Genomic DNA, 18,476 nt, shown 5'->3' with positions numbered 1-18,476 from the left:
ACAACCAGCTACCAGAAAATTTTGGTAGTTGGTTCTCTCTCACTAACCATCACCTTTAAATTAATCTCTGTTATTTATGATGTAAGTCCATTAATAATGAGTATAAGGTTTTTAACTGGCAAATTTAATCTATCCATTAGGTAAAGATCTATACAATGTTTATCTAAAAAAAGTCCGTCTCTATTTATCAATTTTGTAGTCAAATATAATTTTATTTTCAATTTATCATAACCGACTTGGTGTTCAAGATAACTGAGGTGTTTTAATATTTTTTCAACCCCCTTATTTTCAATGCCTTTATCCTTTAATGTTTCTATTAAAATCATTTTTAAAATTTTATATTTAGGTAGATAATCTATTTCCATATCTAGTTCACTATATTTTAAAGAACTTTCATTTTTCACACTCAGTAATAGTGCATTAGATTGTTTTTCTTTAGATTCACTTACCTTACCAACAGGTAATGATAATTTAGGGTATGTTTTTAGTATATTATCTATTCCATTTCTTTTTTTATTAAGACTTTTCATTATTTTTATGTGGGCGGTACGTTTTAACTTACCCTCGACAATAATATCCTGTATTTTTTTCATTTCACATTTTGCTTCATCTTTTGACTTCCCATCCAACATCTTATCAACACGTTTATTAATAGCTCTTACCGTTTTATTTGATACTCTCGTATTACTCTTTTTCAATTTTACAATATCAGTAAGCGTGTCTTCAGATTTTATATATGTCGGTTTATCCTTATACAATAAAATCATTTTCTTCAACGGTGTTTTAATTAATGATAAATTGTTTTTTTTATGATTACCTATAGTATAAATACATTCGGATAAAGATTCTGTATTTGATGTATTTTCTACTTTAATGATGACACTCTGAATTTTACTTCTAACACCCTCACTGTGAAAATCTAATAACTGACTTTTCGCTGACTCTATTTGATTTGAAAAATCAACATAAGAGTATGTGTTTTTTATTTCATATAATTTACTCATGATTTTATTCAGCGAATTATCTTTTATCTCTGTATTTTTATTTTTCGAATGAATATATTTAATCACTTCAGATCCAATGTTTTTATGAGCATTAATTATTTCAAAAAATTTCATTATCAATATTCCTTTTTAAAATCCATAAAATAAAAGTATATAAAGATAATAAATAACTTTGTATCATATATTGATATAAACCAGTTATTATTTTTAATACATAGATATCCACTATTGACAGACAATTTCATTAATGTGATTACTATATGTTATAAACATCTGGAGAATTTTATGAATGACGTAATAATACGCAGAGCTACATTAGAAGATGTTCCTACAATCACCCAAATTCATGCGGACTATTCTGCCTACGCTAATACTTTGCAGCTTCCTTACCCAACGACTAAAACATGGGAGGCTCGATTAGGCGCGAATGATCCTCTAGTAACACAGTTTGTTGCGACAATTTGCGAGGATGTTGTAGGGTTACTGGTCATTCACCAGCCACCACAAATCCGCCGCCGTCACGTTGCGACTTTTGGGATCACCGTGAGTGAAGCGCATCAAGGTAAAGGAATTGGCTCGCAATTAATGCAAGTGATGGTGGATTACTGTGACAATTGGCTCAATATCCATCGCATTGAATGTGAGGTTTTTGCCGCCAACGGCAGCGGTGTTGGGCTATATGAAAAATTTGGATTTACGCAGGAAGGCATCATGCGTGATTATGCATTCCGTGATGGTAAATATATGGATGCGATCATGATGAGTCGGATTAGACAAAAAAATTGATGTCATTCCCTCGAAAAATGCCACTCAAAAGTGGCTTTTTTTTCGGTCAAACACCAACCAAACTACGCAATGGAATACCAAATTGACAATGTAAGCGGCGGATCATCGGAAGTGTTAACTTACGTTTTCCATTAAGAATTTCATATACTCTATTAGCTTTACCAATCGCAGGCTCTAAATCCTTTACGGTTAAACCCTGCTGCTCCATTCGGAATTTAATTGCCTCAATAGGATCAGGCGCCTCAATCGGGTAATGCCGTTTTTCATACTCTTCTATCAATAAACACATGACTTCAAAATAATCGCCTTCAGGGGTATTTATTTCAGGTTCATTATCAAACATTGGAGAAATAGCTTTCAATGCAGCTTCATAGTCTTGTTCGGTTCTGATGGGTTTAATCTTCATAATCATGATAGTAACTCCACCGTTTCTGCATCAATTTCATCATATTGTTCATGAGTACCTACGAACTTAACAAATATCCATCCACGCTGATATGCAATCGCCACAATCAATCGGTAACTATTTCCTTTTATATTAAAAACCACACGCTTATTTTTTAAAATACTCGCGTTTCGGTACATTCCTTTGATATCTGCGGGTGTTTTCCATGCAGCTTTTACAGCTTCATCGACCCAAGCTCTCAATGGCTGCTCCGTTTCAGGGTATCGAACCCAAAAATATTTCAGAGTTTTTATGGATATAATTTTCATATCCAGATTTATAGTCCCACGCTGGGATGAAGTCAAATTATAGTCCCATTTTAGGACTAACTTCAAGCGGTAATCAAATACAAAAAAAATGCCACTCAAAAGTGGCATTTAATCTTTAGATTTAAACTCTAATAAACGATTATTTATCGCCTAGCAGAACTGAATCCAGTGCGATTTCAATCATTTCGTTGAACGTAGTTTGACGCTCATCTGAAGTGGTTTGTTCGCCAGTTTTGATATGGTCAGAGACGGTACAGATAGTCAGTGCGCGTGCGCCAAACTCAGCAGCAACACCGTAAATACCCGCAGCTTCCATTTCCACGCCCAAAATGCCGTATTTTTCCATCACTTTGAACATGTCTGGATCTGGAGAATAGAACAGATCCGCAGAGAATAAGTTACCCACACGAACATTAACATTTTTCGCTTTTGCTGCTTCAACTGCGTTATGCACTAAGTCATAATCTGCAATTGCTGCAAAGTCATGGTCTTTGAAACGCTGACGGTTTACTTTCGAGTCTGTGCATGCGCCCATACCGATAACAACGTCACGCAGTTTGACATCATCCATGACTGCGCCACATGAACCAACACGGATCAAGACTTTAACACCGAAATCAGTGATTAATTCTTTTGCGTAGATTGAACATGAAGGGATACCCATGCCGTGACCCATCACCGAAATCTTACGGCCTTTATAAGTCCCAGTGAAACCTAACATGCCACGAACGTTGTTCACTTGGCGAACGTCTTGAAGGAATGTTTCTGCAATGTACTTCGCGCGCAGTGGGTCGCCTGGCATCAATACGACGTCAGCAAAATCACCCATTTCTGCATTAATATGTGGAGTAGCCATTATTATTCCCTTTTAATCATCAAAATTATTAAAAATAAATAAGGTGGTTACCCACCTTATTTTTAAATCACAATGTCACCAGCTTAAAACATTGGCTTGCCGTATTCCATTGGTGATAAATCAAAATATTTCGCGACGGTTTGGCCAATATCTGCGAAAGTTTCACGGTGGCCTAATGAACCAGGTTTTACTTTTGGACCATAGACCAGAACAGGAATGTGCTCGCGAGTATGGTCAGTGCCCGGCCAAGTTGGGTCGCAACCGTGGTCAGCCGTTAAAATTAGAATGTCGTCTTCTTTGACCAGTTTCAGCATTTCAGGTAAGCGGCTATCGAATAATTCGAGGGCAGCAGCATAACCAGCAACATCACGGCGGTGACCATAAGCAGAGTCGAAATCAACAAAGTTAGTGAAAACGATAGTATCGTCTCCCGCAATTTTCATCTCTTCTAATGTCGCGTCAAACAGTGCATTGATGCCGGTCGCTTTGATTTTTTTGGTGATACCAACATGTGCATAGATATCAGCAATTTTACCGATAGAAACCACTTCACCTTGTTTTTCATCGACTAATTTTTTCAAAACTGTTGGTGCTGGTGGCTCAACAGCTAAGTCATGACGGTTACCCGTACGCTCAAAATTACCCGCTTTGTCACCAACAAATGGACGCGCAATAACACGACCGATGTTGTAACCGCCTTTGGTTAATTCTTCACGCGCGATTTCGCACAGTTCATACAGTTTGTCTAAACCGTAAGTTTCTTCATGGCACGCAATTTGGAATACAGAGTCAGCAGAGGTGTAGAAAATCGGTTTGCCGGTTTTCATGTGTTCTTCACCCAGCTGGTCAAGAATGACAGTACCAGATGAGTGGCAGTTGCCTAAATAACCCGGTAAGTTAGCTTTTTCTACCAGCGTATCCAGTAGTTCTTGTGGGAAGCTGTTTTCGTGTTTCTCGAAATAGCCCCAATCAAATAGCACGGGTACACCCGCGATTTCCCAGTGACCTGACGGTGTATCTTTACCAGAAGAAAGTTCACTGGCATAACCGTATGCACCGATGATTTCCGCGTTAGGATCCAGACCCGCAGGGAATGTTCCGCTCGATTCTTCCCCTGCTTTACCTAAACCTAATTTTGTTAAGTTAGGCAGGTGTAATGGACCTTTACGGCCTTTATCAGCTTCTCCGCGAGCACAAGCTTCTGCGATATGGCCAAGTGTATTCGAACCTACATCACCGAATTTGTGGGCATCGCCCGCTGCGCCGATCCCAAAGGAATCCAATACCATAATAAATGTGCGTTTCATGTTTATTCTCCTGCGATACAGTTTATCTGTTCATCGCGTCAATCTACCCGCACTCTTCAATGAAAAATGCGGGTATCGGTTTATTCACTAATTTGACGATAGACCATTGGCGTTGCTTCCGGAGCTTTATCCCCAATAACCATAGCAGCGCGGACTTCTTTCGCCGCTTCTTCCCATGATTTTTCGTTATTGGCATGAATAATCGCTAATGGGGTTTGGGTATCAACTTTGCTACCTAATGCTGCGATCTCACTTAAACCAACACTATAATCAATGGAGTCTGTCGCTTTGCGGCGTCCACCACCTAACGTTACCACAGACATCCCCAACGCACGTGTATCCATTTGTGTGATAATGCCCGCTTGAGATGCGTAAACCGCTTTGCTCAGTACTGCTGTTGGCAGATATTTGTTGTAGTTCTCAACAAAATCTTTTGGTCCATTCTGAGCTGCAACCATACGGCCAAAGACTTCTGCCGCCTGGCCATTATCCAGAACTGCTTGTAATTTTTGACGAGCTTCATCGCGGTTAGCCGCCAACTTTCCAGACACTAGCATTTCTACGCACAGTGCCATAGTCACTTCGAATAGACGTGGATTACGATATTCGCCAGTGAGGAACTGAACAGCTTCACGTACTTCAACGGCGTTACCTGCGCTGGATGCTAAGACTTCGTTCATGTCGGTTAACAATGCAGTTGTATTGCAACCTGCGCCATTTGCCACTTGAACAATTGACTCAGCAAGCTGCTCCGATTTTTCATAGGTTGGCATAAATGCACCAGAACCTACTTTTACGTCCATGACTAACGCATCCAAACCTTCGGCTAATTTTTTCCCTAAGATAGACGCTGTAATCAATGGGATAGAGTCTACGGTTGCCGTGATATCACGAGTTGCATAGAAACGTTTATCCGCAGGCGCTAAGGAATTAGTTTGGCCAATAATCGCCACACCTACATTTTTGATGATATCGCGGAAGCGTTCATCATCAGGGAAAATATCAAAGCCTGGAATGGCTTCTAATTTATCTAATGTTCCACCTGTGTGGCCTAAACCACGCCCTGAAATCATTGGGACGTAACCACCGCAAGCCGCAACCATCGGTCCTAACATTAGTGAAGTCACGTCACCTACGCCACCGGTAGAATGCTTATCAACTAATGGACCATTCAGGTTTAATGATTTCCAATTCAATACGCTTCCTGAATCACGCATCGCTAATGTTAGCGCAACACGTTCTGGGGTCGTCATATCATTGAAATAGATCGTCATCGCCAGTGCAGCAATTTGACCTTCAGAAACGGTGTTATCACGTACGCCATTAATAAAGAAGCGGATTTCTTCTTCACTTAACACCTTGCCATCACGCTTTTTACGGATAATTTCTTGAGCTAGAAACACAATAGGCTCCTTAATTCACATTGAATTCTTAGGCTAAAGAGTTATGGCTATCGCTCAACTTTCGTTGAGCAATAGTCTGATATAACTCGTCACTACGATTATTAATAACTGCTGGTTGATTTTTTAACGTCAAAACCCAGTGTATTTAATAAATTCGCTAATAGGCTTGATGCACCAAAACGGAAATGGCGCGCATCAGCCCAATCATCGCCTAAGATTTTGCTTGCTAAGGCTAAATATTGTGCTGCTTCTTCAGCGGTACGAACACCACCAGCAGGTTTAAAACCAACGCTCTTAGCAACGCCCATATCATGAATAACTTGCATCATGATTTCAGCACTTTCGAGGGTGGCATTAACAGGCACTTTACCTGTTGAAGTTTTGATAAAGTCGGCACCTGCTTTGATGGAAATTTCAGATGCTTTGCGGATCAGTGCCGCGTCTTTTAATTCACCCGTTTCAATGATTACTTTCAGCAATACATTGGAAGCTGCACAAGCTTCTTTACAGGCTTTCACTAAATCATAACCGATTTGTTCATTGCCTGCCATCAGCGCACGATAAGGGAATACCACATCAACTTCATCCGCACCATACGCGATCGCCGCTTTGGTTTCTGCCAATGCGATATCGATATCGTCATTACCATGAGGGAAGTTGGTGACCGTTGCGATACGGATGTCAGGAGTACCTTGCTCACGTAATGTTTTACGTGCAATAGGAATAAAACGAGGATAAATACAAATTGCGGCGGTATTACCTGCTGGGCTTTTTGCTTGATGACATAATGCAATCACTTTGGCATCTGTGTCGTCATCATTCAATGTGGTTAAATCCATCAGGGTCAGTGCGCGTTGCGCAGCTGCTTTTAAATCAGTCATATAACTCTCCAACGATGTTAATTCTATCAGAACGATACGTTCTTTGTTGGCGAGCGGGCTTGTTCCATAAAGATGCTAGTTGGGAATATCCAAACACAGCAGCTGAGATCCTTCTCACCGCACGGTGCCCTAGAGTAACTTGACTCTAAGAACTATCAGTTCCGTGGCAACTTACTTGTACCTATTTGACCATGAAACCGGGTTGTTTTATGCGCTACAAATCACATTTATCGACTGAACGTTACATTATTTAATATATTACTGTGAAGATTATCACAATAATCTGGATTTTGAATTACTCTTTCTCAGCCAATAATTCGTTGCTGATTATCTCATCTTAAATGGATTACGTTAAGAATAGTTGAAAAAGTAAGAATCACGATAAAAAACAGAAAAAGAATATCGCAAAAGAAAATGACAGCGGAAAGACAGATCGTCTTTCCGCGCCAAAATTGAGGAATTATAGTGCAGTCATTGCCGTCAATGTTAAGAAGAATCCAGCAATCGTTGCGCTCATTAAGTTAGATAATGTACCTGCCATAACGGCTTTCATTCCTAAACGGGCAACGTCACTACGACGATTTGGTGCCATTCCACCTAAACCACCAAGCAGGATTGCAACAGAAGACAAGTTGGCAAATCCACACAGGGCAAAAGAAATAATCGCTTTAGTATGATCAGACAGGACTTGTTTGCCTGCTGCGATTACATCCGCATCCGCCTTCATATATTCACCGAAATTCATGAAAGCAACGAATTCGTTCACTACCACTTTTTGTCCGATGAAAGAGCCCGCTATCGTTGCTTCGCTCCATGGCACACCAATCAAATAAGCAATTGGAGCAAATAACCACCCCAATAATAATTCAAGGGATAACTGTGGATAGTTAAACCATCCACCAACACCACCTAAAATGCCGTTAATCAGCGCAATCAATGCAATGAAAGCCAGTAACATCGCACCCACGTTCATGGCCAATTGCATACCTGATGCAGCGCCGGATGCCGCAGCATCAATAATATTTGTAGGGCGGTCTTCTTCGGCAATTAAATCAATAGCATTAACATTGTCTTTAGCGACTTCAGTCTCTGGCACCATTAACTTAGCAAATAATAAACCACCTGGCGCCGCCATAAAGGATGCTGCAATCAGATATTCCATCGGTACACCCATTTGGGCATATCCCGCTAATACAGAACCTGCGACTGATGCTAAACCACCACACATAATGGCAAATAATTCAGACGTGGTCATGGTTGCAATATAGGGACGAACAACCAGAGGCGCTTCTGTTTGACCAACGAAAATATTCGCAGTTGCAGAGAGTGATTCAGTTCTTGAAGTACCCAGTACTTTTTGCAAACCACCACCTAAAACTTTGATGACCAGTTGCATGATGCCTAAGTAATACAGAACCGCAATTAATGATGAAAAGAATACAATGATAGGCAATACACGAAATGCAAATATAAAACCGCCACCACCAAACAGCTCGAACATCTTATCGGAAACCAGCCCACCAAAGATGAAGCTCATTCCATCTTGACCATAGCCGATGACTTTAGAAACAGCATCAGATATGCCTTGTAATACGCTACGACCCGCAGGTACATACAGGACAAATGCCCCAACCGCTAACTGGATTAAAAAAGCACCGCCAACGGTACGAAGTCTAATCGCTCGACGATTGCTGGAGAAGAGAACGGCTATCGCAATAAGCACCGCCATCCCAACAATACTCATAATGAGTTGCATGGAAGTATCCCTGTTCACTTAATTCTAGGTTAATGTATAAAGAAACTCGCTAGAGTCCTTGAATCTTAGTTCGATGATTATAACCAGTCATCATTAATAACCCGCAATATTCATCACAAATCCAAAGTGCAATAAGCAACATAAATTCAAATATTGTGATGAAAATCACAATTAAGAGTCAGTTTAGTCTGGAATAGCATTTCTGATATAGCTGAGGGAAGTAAAAACTGAATGGTTTTTAGTTGGAATAACAATAAAATAGATAAGTAAAAATAATTAATTAATGAATTTAAATCTAATTTAGATTAAATAAAATTTTGCTATTGTTGTAAAGTTGTTGCGCTATTTCATCCGGTGATTCGTGGCGAAGTTCACATAATGCACGAAAAACCCACTGAATGCGTTCGGGTCTATTTGGTTCTCCTTGAAAACCAGATACTGGCATATCAGGTGCATCCGTTTCAAAAACTAAACAATTCAAGGGTAATTGCGCCATTACTTGCCGAGTTTTATTCGCCCTTTCATACGTAATCGTTCCTCCGACACCAATGTAATAACCTAATTTCACGAAACTTTGTGCTTGTGACAAGCTACCGGAAAAACCATGCACGACTCCACGAGCTGGCACTTCATGTCGACGTAACATAGCGACTAATTGATCGTGGGATTTCCGTGAATGCAAAATGACGGGAAGATCAAATTGTTTAGCGAGTTTTAATTGTCTCTGAAGCAGTGTTTGTTGCAATTCAAATAAAGGGTCTTGCATGTATAAATCCAACCCTATTTCCCCAATAGCGACACATTTTTGACTTGATTGTTTTAAATAAGAAACCAATTCGTCAAATTGAAACTCTTGGAATTGATTTAAATACAGTGGATGAAACCCCATTGCAGCATGTAACTGAGAATATTGATGAGCAAGCGCCCATACACGCTGAAAATTATCCGCACTCACCGAGGGGATAATAATATCAGTTATTCCAGCTCGTTTAGCCAATTCGAGATTTTCAGGGTATGAATCACTGAATGGGGGAAAATCAAAATGGCAATGGGTATCAATAAAATGAGGGCTATGCATCATGAAGTTGATTACTCGGCATGACTGGAGCGCCAAACGTTTCTATGCCATTTTCCACTAATTCCTCAGCGAGGACATCTTCTTTATGTGCCATTTCTAATGACCGCTTGTGAGATGCAAAACGACTAAAATGGGCATCATTACTCGCAAAATGTTGAGCCAATGTCGCCACGAAATAGCGTCCACAACGCCGACCGACATGATAGTCCTGATTTAATGCGCTAATTTTACTGCCTAAAGCACTGCTTTTTAGTGGAGTTGGTGGATATATTTCAAAAATTTGGACGCCATCAGGCGGATTTTCAATAAATTCTTGAGTTCGACGGTAGCTTTTTAAATGTACCTTCAGCATGGCAGCCATCCGTTGTAAAGCGCTGCTATCCCCCTCTAACCAACGAGTCATGCGTTTTAACCACTCAGGGGTAAAATACATTTGTGAAGGGACAGTACGAATAACCACAATCGTATCAGCGCCTCGATGATAAGCTTCTTCGACTGGAACTGCCGCACTAATTCCCCCGTCATGGTACAAACGACCATCAAGCTCAACACCCGTGCGATAAAAACCGGGAATCGCACTGGAAGCACGGATCATATCGAGCCATGAATCTGCATTAGGCTGCAAAAATTCAGCTGAAAAATCATCACTACGGCTCGCCCCCATATAGAATTCTCGGCCAGAATTGAGTAATTCCAGCCCTGCATCCATGTTCAGTGGAAATTCTTTCGCCGTCGTAGAGATTAACCAATCTAAATCAATCAAATGACCGCCACGAATAAATCGTAATGGGTTAAAAAACTCTGAGTTAGTGGTGTATCGAGTGATCACTCGTCGGGCATATCCAGCCTGACCACAGATATAAGCGGAAAGGTTTTGAGCTCCCGCAGACGTACCAATCATCAAATCGAAAGGGTTAAAATTTTCGATTAGGAATTCATCCAGAACACCAGCAGTAAAGATCCCTCGCTGTCCCCCACCTTCACAAATAAGGGCAGTTTTACCTGAATTGATCTCATCAAAAAATGCGAGCGGCTCAATTGTGCCTAACGTGACTGGAACATGTTTTCCCATACTAACCCTTTTTGCCATTGGCGTATTTGCAACCAAACCCACGAAATAATATGTTGATTGGTTTTCATTGAACTCTTTTCAGCGGGATAAAGAATGGCAAAATGAGCTTTCTAATGAAAGCTCATTTTTAGACAAATTACTTATTGGTAAGTACTAAGCCATTTTGTACAGATTTAACCCCTTTTGCGCTGGCGGCAATCTGTGTAATTTGATTGATTGTGTCACTAGATTTAATAAAGCCTGATAAGTAAACCACACCATTAACGGTTTTTACCGAGACGCTATTACTCGGGATCCCACTGGTACTCAGTAATTTACTTTTAATGTCAGCGGTAATCGCAGAATCATCGATATAGGTATCGGTGCTTTTCACACCGCTAGAGATGGCATTTCCCGTATCTTTGCCCGCTATCTCAACTGTTTTACCCGCACTATCCCATGTTTCTGACGCTTGTTTTTTCAATGCACTATCGGATGATGAGCTACATGCAAATAATGCCCAACTCAACCCAATGACACCCAAAGAACGTAAGATGGCGATCTTTTTCATTGGAACCTTCCTCTTGCTATGATTATCAGACTAACGATGTTATAGCCTAAGTAAAAAACAGACAAAGATAAAGCCAAATAATAGGTTAATCAGTCTATTTCATAAGCAATTTGAATATTAGCAGAAAAACATTCTTAATCTGATTATTTAAAAAGGGTGCTTGTATCACCAGCCTCAACAGAAATGAGAAATGTGGGGGAAAATTCCCCCACCAGACTACTCAGTACAAGATAGAGTAGCTTGAACCGCCGTATTTCCACTGATCACGCTAAAAGAACACAACCTATCGCGCATCAATAATGAAAGCCCTAAAACCGTGATACACACGGCTATCAGCCCCATCAGGGTAAACTTGGTCATTCCTCTTGACTCCTGTATATAAAGGAGACAGAATCAAGTTGTTGGGTTTTGAGACTGCCTCGGGTTAATGGTAAACATAACTCGGGGCTTTCGTCTTTTTGGCTCTTGGCAAATGCTTGAACCAAAATGATCCAAGCACCCACCGCCATCATAGCAAGAATATGCTAACAATCCGCCATGAAATGGCATTATCAGATTGAATTCATTAACTATTTAACGATTTAGCTAACAGGAATAGCTCATGTGATTGAGTGAATAATTCCGACATGAAAAAGGGTGCTTGTATCACCAATCTCAACAAAAATGAGAAATGTGGGGGAAAGCTCCCCCACCAGACTACTCAGTGCAAGATAGAGCAGCTTGAACCGCCGTATTTCCACTGATCACGCTAAAAGAACACAACCTATCGCGCATCAATAATGAAAGCCCTAAAACCGTGATACACACGGCTATCAGCCCCATCAGGGTAAACTTGGTCATTCCTCTTGACTCCTGTATATAAAGGAGACAGAATCAAGTTGTTGGGACGAGAAACTGCCTCGGGTTAATGGTAAAACATAACTCGGGGCTTTCGTCTTTTTGGCTCTTGCAAATGCTTGAACCAAAATGATCCAAGCACCCACCGCCATCATAGCAAGAATATGCTAACAATCCGCCATGAAATATCATTATCAGATTGAATTCATTAATTATTTAGCGATTTGAATAAAAAAATGGCTCATATTACTGAGCCACTTTGAATGGGATGAATTAATAGAACGGTTGCGAATTAGTGTTCCCGTGTCTTCCTGAATCTAACTTCAGGATAACGTTCACTCGTTAGATTTAAATTCACCATCGTTGGTGCGATATACGATAAATTATCGCCGCCATCTAACGCCAAGTTTTGTTCATTTTTGCGTTTAAATTCTTCGAATTTCTTCACATCATCACATTCAACCCAACGCGCTGTAGAAACGTTCACCGTTTCATAAATTGCTTCAACGTTATATTCGCTTTTCAAACGAGAAACTACCACGTCAAACTGCAGCACACCAACCGCACCTACAATCAAATCATTGTTGGTTAATGGGCGGAATACCTGTACAGCACCCTCTTCGGATAACTGAACCAGACCTTTTAATAGCTGTTTCTGTTTTAACGGATCACGTAAGCGGATACGACGGAATAGCTCAGGAGCAAAGTTAGGGATACCCGTGAATTTCAGATCTTCACCTTGAGTAAAGGTATCACCAATCTGAATAGTGCCATGGTTATGCAAGCCAATAATATCCCCAGCATAAGCATGCTCAACTTGAGAACGATCACCCGCCATAAAGGTCAGAGCATCTGAGATCACCACATCTTTCTTAGTTCGCACTTGGCGTAGTTTCATTCCTTTTTCATAGGTACCTGAAACAATACGCATAAAAGCAACACGGTCGCGATGTTTTGGATCCATATTTGCCTGAATTTTAAAAACGAATCCAGTAAATTTCTCTTCTGTCGCTTCTACTTCACGTACATCTGTTTTACGCGCTTGTGGTGCTGGAGCCCATTTAACTAAGCCATCGAGCATGTGGTCAACACCAAAGTTACCGAGTGCTGTACCAAAGAAAACAGGGGTCAATTCACCCTCAAGGAAAGCATCATGGTCAAACTCATGAGAAGCTCCTTGAACAAGTTCTAATTCTTCACGAAGTTGTGAAGCAAGATCTTCACCAACAGCGGCATCCAGTTCTGGATTATTAAGCCCTTTAACAATGCGAACTTCTTGGATAGTGTGACCTTGACCTGTTTGATACAGAATGGTTTCGTCACGCAGTAAATGATAAACCCCTTTGAATAATTTACCGCAACCAATTGGCCATGTGATTGGGCAACAAGCTATTTTTAGCTCATTTTCCACTTCATCCAATAGCTCCATTGGATCACGAATATCACGGTCTAATTTATTCATGAATGTCAAAATTGGTGTATCACGTAAACGGGTGACTTCCATTAATTTGCGTGTACGATCCTCGACCCCTTTACCTGAGTCAATGACCATCAAGCAACAGTCAACAGCGGTTAATGTCCGATAAGTATCTTCAGAGAAGTCTTCATGCCCTGGGGTATCAAGGAGGTTTACCAAGCAATCGTTATAAGGAAATTGCATCACAGAAGTTGTGATCGAAATACCACGCTGCTTTTCCATTTCCATCCAGTCTGATTTAGCGTGTTGGTTCGAACCACGCCCTTTTACTGTTCCTGCGCGTTGGATCGCGTTTCCAAACAGTAATACTTTTTCAGTAATGGTCGTTTTACCCGCATCGGGGTGAGAAATAATAGCAAACGTTCTGCGCGTGCTAACTTCATGAAGAAAATTCTGATCTGTCATTTAACCGTTCTTTTCGTTTATATCCAGATTTGTATTGGCATCGGGAAGAGGCTCTAGGTAGCTCTAAGCGCAGCAAATCCGTCTTGTTGATCGTAATTGGCGGTTATTTTCGCAGATCTTGGGTTTATAAACAATCAGAGCCTGCCATGTTCAGGTCTTCATTCCTTTGAAGACCCTTTATCAAAATTATTTCAACTGTGATACTAGTTGAGCAATTGACTGTCCGAGATCCTGTGTACTAGCATTTCCGCCCATATCACGCGTTAAATGACGACGTTCACGAATTGCCATTTCTACTGCGGTCATTATCGTGTCATGCATCTCTTGGCAACCTAAATGCTGCATCATCATCGCCGCAGCCCAAATGGTCCCTATAGGGTTAGCAATATTTTGCCCTGCAATATCTGGTGCGGAACCATGAACTGGTTCAAACATGGATGGGAATTGTTTTTCAGGGTTAATATTTGCGGATGGGGCAATCGCAATAGTTCCCGTGCAAGCAGGACCTAAATCGGAAAGAATATCGCCAAATAAATTAGAACCAACAATCACATCGTAAAACTCCGGCATTCTCACTAAATTAGCCGCAAAAATATCGATATGGAATTGATCAACTTTGACATCCGGATACTGTTTAGCCATCTCAGCGACACGGCTATCCCAATAAGGCATTGAGTGAAATAAGCCATTAGATTTGGTTGCCGAACTTAAATGTTTTTTATCGCGAGAACGGGCAAGTTCGAAAGCATATTTTAAAATACGGTCAGTGCCTTTACGGGTAAAAATACTTTGCTGGGATACCATTTCATCTTCAGTACCTTCATATTGAATCCCACCAATAGCCGAGTATTCCCCCTCAACATTTTCACGTACCACATAGAAATCAATATCACCTGGTTTTTTATCGGCTAATGGGCATTTAATGCCGTCAAATAAACGGACAGGACGCAGATTAACATATTGATTAAATGCACGGCGAATTGGCAGTAATAAGCCCCATAATGAAATGTGATCAGGAACACCGGGAAAGCCTACGGCACCAAGAAAAATAGCATCAAATTTTTTGAGTTGTTCTAAACCATCCTCAGGCATCATTCGCCCCGTTCGATGGTAGGTTTCACATGACCAGTCAAAGTGGATGAAGTTTAATTTTATATCATGCTTTTTCGCTGCTGCTTCTAAAACGCGTAAACCTTCTGGGATCACTTCCGTACCGATACCATCGCCCGGTATCACCGCTATATTGAACTGTGTCATTCGCAACGCCTCTTATTATTGTGTCTTCATATGCTCCAATACAAAAAACCACGAATCACAATAAATTGCTACATCGTGGTTTCTTTTTTAAATCTATTTGACGGAATTAATTATTATGCTTTCTGGCTAAACATATCTTCACTAAATAATGTTAGTGCCAATACTAACGCATCTTCTCGACCTGTTTTTGTTGGATAATAATCTTTGCGCACCGTTGCTTGTTGAAAACCTAATTTATCATATAAATGAATAGCGGAAGCATTCGATTCCCGAACCTCTAGCCACAGGGTCATAATCCCTTTTTTTATTAGATCATCAATTAATTTTTCTAAGAGTTGGCGACCATAACCATGCCCTTGAAAATCAGGATGGATAGCGATATTAAATAAAGTTGCCTCATCCAGAACATACTGGGTTATCGCGTACCCAATGATTTGATTATTAACCGAAATCTTTAAATTATGATATTTCTCACCTTGATTGCCATAAAAAACACGCTCAGTCCATGGAAAATCATGGCTTAGTTTCTCAATTAAGAAGGCAGTGGCAAGGTCAGATTGCTTTAGTGTTGAAATTTTCATCATATTGATAAATCTGTTTCCATAGCGCCTGTTTAGCATGACTGCTTGCTATCAGTTCAGATAAAACAGGAGAAATAAATGTGAATTTTGAACCCTCGGGATGAATTTCATTTCCTAATACCCAACAAGGAATTGTTATTGGTGTTGGGATTAACTTTAACTGCTCAGAATTAATACACACCATATCCGTCTCATCGATATCCATGGTGAAAAAAATATCTTTTAACAGTTGGCTGTTTAAATCGAGGTTCTCATCAGTAATAATAATAAGCTTAGTCGACTCGGGAATACGAACACCTCGTTCACCACGTAACACAGCCGGATTTCTCACCATCCATTGAGTAATCCCCATTTGTTCTAAAAGTCTGTCACGTCGTGTCATTGCTTTTTCCCGTCGTTATTTTACGACCACATCTTATCAAAGGGGATTAATAGCGCCAACAGAGCAATGCTATTTATCTTTTTTCTGGTAAGGTAGCGACCGTGGTTAATTATCATTTTAGGAGATAGACAGGATATGTCATTACTGACACCCGCCAGCGAAGTTATTGAACGTCATTTAGAGCACTTTACAGATCGTCATGTTATCTTGGCTGGTGACATTCAGGATGAACTGGGCGCTACCCTTGAAGCCGCCAGTGTGCGTGTTCTGACTAATCAGTATCATCGCTGGAAAAATTTACAACCCACCTTAGGTGACAATGTTGTATTTGCGACAACGGTACCCGCTGAATTTATCCAACCTTGCGATACCTTAATTTATTTCTGGCCAAAGAATAAACAAGAAGCTGCTTTCCAACTGGATGACCTTTGTACCCACCTTGCTGTGGGCAGCCAGATCTTTGTTGTTGGTGAAAATCGCAGCGGCGTTAAGAGTGCCGACGCGATTATGGAAGGCATCTCAACATTACAAAAAATTGATTCTGCACGCCGTTGTGGGCTCTATCACGGTGAATTAGAGCATCCAACCGAATTTAATATTAGTCGCTGGTGGCGTAATTATCAGCTCGATAATGTGGTTGTTAATGCACTACCGGGCGTATTCAGCAACAGCGAGTTAGATATTGGCAGCGATTTACTCTTGTCCACCCTAACTGAGCCTATGAATGGCAATGTCCTGGACCTGGCTTGTGGTAATGGTGTACTTGCAGCCGTTGTTGGCTCACAAAATCCGAATGTGACCTTAACACTCAGTGATGTGAGTTCCGCAGCCCTAGATTCAGCAACGGCCACTCTCGCAGCGAATAAACTGACTGGAAAAATTATTCCTAGTGATGTCTACTCAGAGATTAGTGACAAGTTTGATTGGATCATTTCGAATCCGCCATTCCACGATGGAATCAATACCAGTTATAACGCAGTAGAAACCTTAATTTCACACGCACCTAAGTACCTGAAAAAAGGTGGGCGCTTGCGAATTGTCGCAAATGCATTCCTACCTTACCCAGACTTACTGGACAAAGCATTTGGTGGTCATGTCGTGTTAGCTAAAACCGGTAAATTCAAAGTTTACGAAGCCATTAAACGTTAATTTACGTTAGCTGTTTATCGCATTTTAACGGTCAGCTTTATCCGCTGGCCGTTTTTTCATCAAATGAAAATTGAGCGATAAAAAATTATTGACGCCAGCAGAAATTAGCCTAAAATCCGCACCGTACTATTGATGCATGAGCAATTATGCAAAAGAGTTAGTATTGCGAGGGTGGCGGAATTGGTAGACGCGCTAGCTTCAGGTGTTAGTGTCCTATGGACGTGGGGGTTCAAGTCCCCCCTTTCGCACCACTTACTCTTCATAATTTCAATTATCTAGGCGTTGACTTCTCTTCGCTATCCGTATCACATAGTTATCTATGTTCAACGGAATAGCCGCGCTTGTCGCCTTAATCTAATTGAAATTCTTTTGAGTAAGAACGCTTATTTCATAATTTCAATTATCTAGGCGTTAACTCAGAAACAAGCATCAATAGAAAGAATTTTGACAGTATTTGCGAGGGTGGCGGAATTGGTAGACGCGCTAGCTTCAGGTGTTAGTGTCCTATGGACGTGGGGGTTCAAGTCCCCCCTTTCGCACCACTGTTAATATTCGTAGCCCACTTTAAACTTCAATGTATTCCGCTCTAAATTTAGCTTCTCAAAATAAATGCTAATAAGAAACAAGCCAAAGATAAAACCGCAGGAATAATCAACAAGCGTCGAGAGCCTCGATTAAATAACATACCTGCCGTTGCAATCATCAGTGTGACCATCAATACCCTTAAAGGGTCAACACCCATATTGCTCAACAGATAAATAATACTGAGTAAAACTACCGCAAAGACGCCCCACAAACCAGCGCCGATACGTCGCAACCCAGTTGCTTTTGATACGCTAGTTCCCATAACGCCTCCGAAATTACAAATGATAATGATTATCAATCATATCTTTGTTTCTGTAAAAATCAATCAGATTTTTATGGGGTATTTCGCTAAGAGAAAATGATGAAAGGGGAAAAACAAAAAATTCTCCGTAACAT

The 18,476-nt window shown here is 40.6% G+C and carries 20 protein-coding genes and 2 tRNA genes; 4 read left to right on the top strand and 18 right to left on the bottom strand.

Going from position 1 to position 18,476, the window contains the following annotated elements; all coding sequences use genetic code 11:
* Positions 1-74: 74 nt before the first annotated feature.
* Positions 75-1,118 (bottom strand): hypothetical protein, encoded by a 1,044-nt coding sequence (locus tag EL244_RS03150; protein ID WP_126458694.1) that lies wholly within the window; start codon positions 1,116-1,118, stop codon positions 75-77.
* A gap of 171 nt (positions 1,119-1,289) precedes the next feature.
* Between EL244_RS03150 and EL244_RS03145 the strand changes: the two genes are divergently transcribed.
* Positions 1,290-1,790, top strand: coding sequence for a GNAT family N-acetyltransferase (locus EL244_RS03145; RefSeq protein ID WP_126458691.1), 501 nt, complete (start codon positions 1,290-1,292; stop codon positions 1,788-1,790).
* A 46-nt stretch (positions 1,791-1,836) separates the two neighbouring features.
* Here the strand turns inward: EL244_RS03145 and EL244_RS03140 are convergent, their stop codons facing one another.
* The 16 genes from EL244_RS03140 to EL244_RS03065 form a co-directional block, all read right to left on the bottom strand.
* Positions 1,837-2,196 carry a helix-turn-helix domain-containing protein gene (locus EL244_RS03140; protein WP_115164848.1) on the bottom strand — a complete coding sequence of 120 codons (360 nt, stop codon included), beginning with the start codon at positions 2,194-2,196 and terminating at the stop codon, positions 1,837-1,839.
* A gap of 2 nt (positions 2,197-2,198) precedes the next feature.
* On the bottom strand, positions 2,199-2,504 hold the full coding sequence (locus tag EL244_RS03135) for a type II toxin-antitoxin system HigB family toxin (protein ID WP_126458688.1): 306 nt from the start codon (positions 2,502-2,504) through the stop codon (positions 2,199-2,201).
* Positions 2,505-2,643: 139 nt separating this feature from the next.
* Positions 2,644-3,360, bottom strand: a complete 717-nt coding sequence (gene deoD / locus EL244_RS03130) for a purine-nucleoside phosphorylase (protein WP_006815890.1) — start codon at positions 3,358-3,360, stop codon at positions 2,644-2,646.
* 83 nt (positions 3,361-3,443) lie between these two features.
* On the bottom strand, positions 3,444-4,667 hold the full coding sequence (deoB, locus tag EL244_RS03125) for a phosphopentomutase (RefSeq protein WP_006815891.1): 1,224 nt from the start codon (positions 4,665-4,667) through the stop codon (positions 3,444-3,446).
* Positions 4,668-4,747: 80 nt separating this feature from the next.
* Positions 4,748-6,070 carry a thymidine phosphorylase gene (deoA, locus tag EL244_RS03120; protein ID WP_115163964.1) on the bottom strand — a complete coding sequence of 441 codons (1,323 nt, stop codon included), beginning with the start codon at positions 6,068-6,070 and terminating at the stop codon, positions 4,748-4,750.
* A gap of 101 nt (positions 6,071-6,171) precedes the next feature.
* Positions 6,172-6,951 (bottom strand): deoxyribose-phosphate aldolase, encoded by a 780-nt coding sequence (deoC, locus tag EL244_RS03115; protein WP_006815893.1) that lies wholly within the window; start codon positions 6,949-6,951, stop codon positions 6,172-6,174.
* A 460-nt stretch (positions 6,952-7,411) separates the two neighbouring features.
* Positions 7,412-8,707, bottom strand: coding sequence for a NupC/NupG family nucleoside CNT transporter (locus tag EL244_RS03110; protein ID WP_006815894.1), 1,296 nt, complete (start codon positions 8,705-8,707; stop codon positions 7,412-7,414).
* Between the two features lie 295 nt (positions 8,708-9,002).
* Positions 9,003-9,788 (bottom strand): TatD family hydrolase, encoded by a 786-nt coding sequence (locus tag EL244_RS03105; protein WP_126458685.1) that lies wholly within the window; start codon positions 9,786-9,788, stop codon positions 9,003-9,005.
* Positions 9,778-10,857, bottom strand: coding sequence for a patatin-like phospholipase family protein (locus tag EL244_RS03100; RefSeq protein WP_126458682.1), 1,080 nt, complete (start codon positions 10,855-10,857; stop codon positions 9,778-9,780). Before EL244_RS03100 ends, EL244_RS03105 begins: the two co-directional genes overlap by 11 nt.
* Before the next feature lie 136 nt (positions 10,858-10,993).
* Positions 10,994-11,407 (bottom strand): BON domain-containing protein, encoded by a 414-nt coding sequence (locus EL244_RS03095; protein ID WP_006815897.1) that lies wholly within the window; start codon positions 11,405-11,407, stop codon positions 10,994-10,996.
* Between the two features lie 216 nt (positions 11,408-11,623).
* The gene (locus tag EL244_RS03090; protein ID WP_006815898.1) at positions 11,624-11,767 is read right to left on the bottom strand and encodes a Hok/Gef family protein; all 144 of its coding nucleotides are present in this window, start codon (positions 11,765-11,767) and stop codon (positions 11,624-11,626) included.
* Between the two features lie 336 nt (positions 11,768-12,103).
* Positions 12,104-12,247, bottom strand: a complete 144-nt coding sequence (locus tag EL244_RS03085) for a Hok/Gef family protein (protein WP_126458679.1) — start codon at positions 12,245-12,247, stop codon at positions 12,104-12,106.
* A 289-nt stretch (positions 12,248-12,536) separates the two neighbouring features.
* Complete coding sequence (gene prfC, locus EL244_RS03080) at positions 12,537-14,126, bottom strand: peptide chain release factor 3 (RefSeq protein ID WP_006815902.1); 1,590 nt, start codon at positions 14,124-14,126, stop codon at positions 12,537-12,539.
* Positions 14,127-14,312: 186 nt separating this feature from the next.
* A complete protein-coding gene (locus EL244_RS03075; protein WP_126458676.1) occupies positions 14,313-15,383 on the bottom strand; it encodes a tartrate dehydrogenase in 1,071 nt (356 codons plus the stop codon).
* A gap of 113 nt (positions 15,384-15,496) precedes the next feature.
* Positions 15,497-15,967, bottom strand: a complete 471-nt coding sequence (gene rimI, locus EL244_RS03070; RefSeq protein WP_006815904.1) for a ribosomal protein S18-alanine N-acetyltransferase — start codon at positions 15,965-15,967, stop codon at positions 15,497-15,499.
* Entirely contained in the window at positions 15,936-16,346 is a 411-nt protein-coding gene (locus tag EL244_RS03065) for a DNA polymerase III subunit psi (RefSeq protein ID WP_006815905.1), read from the bottom strand. The genes rimI and EL244_RS03065 overlap by 32 nt, the downstream gene beginning before the upstream one ends.
* Before the next feature lie 135 nt (positions 16,347-16,481).
* Here EL244_RS03065 and rsmC point away from each other — a divergent pair, with 135 nt between their 5' ends.
* The 3 genes from rsmC to EL244_RS03050 all read left to right on the top strand — a co-directional run bounded on the left by rsmC (position 16,482) and on the right by EL244_RS03050 (position 18,037).
* A complete protein-coding gene (gene rsmC, locus EL244_RS03060) occupies positions 16,482-17,495 on the top strand; it encodes a 16S rRNA (guanine(1207)-N(2))-methyltransferase RsmC (protein WP_126458673.1) in 1,014 nt (337 codons plus the stop codon).
* Positions 17,496-17,660: 165 nt separating this feature from the next.
* Positions 17,661-17,746 (top strand) — tRNA-Leu (locus EL244_RS03055).
* Positions 17,747-17,951: 205 nt separating this feature from the next.
* Positions 17,952-18,037 (top strand) — tRNA-Leu (locus tag EL244_RS03050).
* 50 nt (positions 18,038-18,087) lie between these two features.
* Here the strand turns inward: EL244_RS03050 and EL244_RS03045 are convergent.
* Complete coding sequence (locus tag EL244_RS03045) at positions 18,088-18,342, bottom strand: DUF1435 family protein (protein ID WP_039855648.1); 255 nt, start codon at positions 18,340-18,342, stop codon at positions 18,088-18,090.
* Between the last annotated feature and the right edge of the window lie 134 nt (positions 18,343-18,476).

The organism is Providencia rustigianii, assembly GCF_900637755.1.
In the GTDB taxonomy this organism is placed as follows: domain Bacteria; phylum Pseudomonadota; class Gammaproteobacteria; order Enterobacterales; family Enterobacteriaceae; genus Providencia; species Providencia rustigianii.
This window is presented reverse-complemented; position numbering and strand designations above follow the sequence as displayed.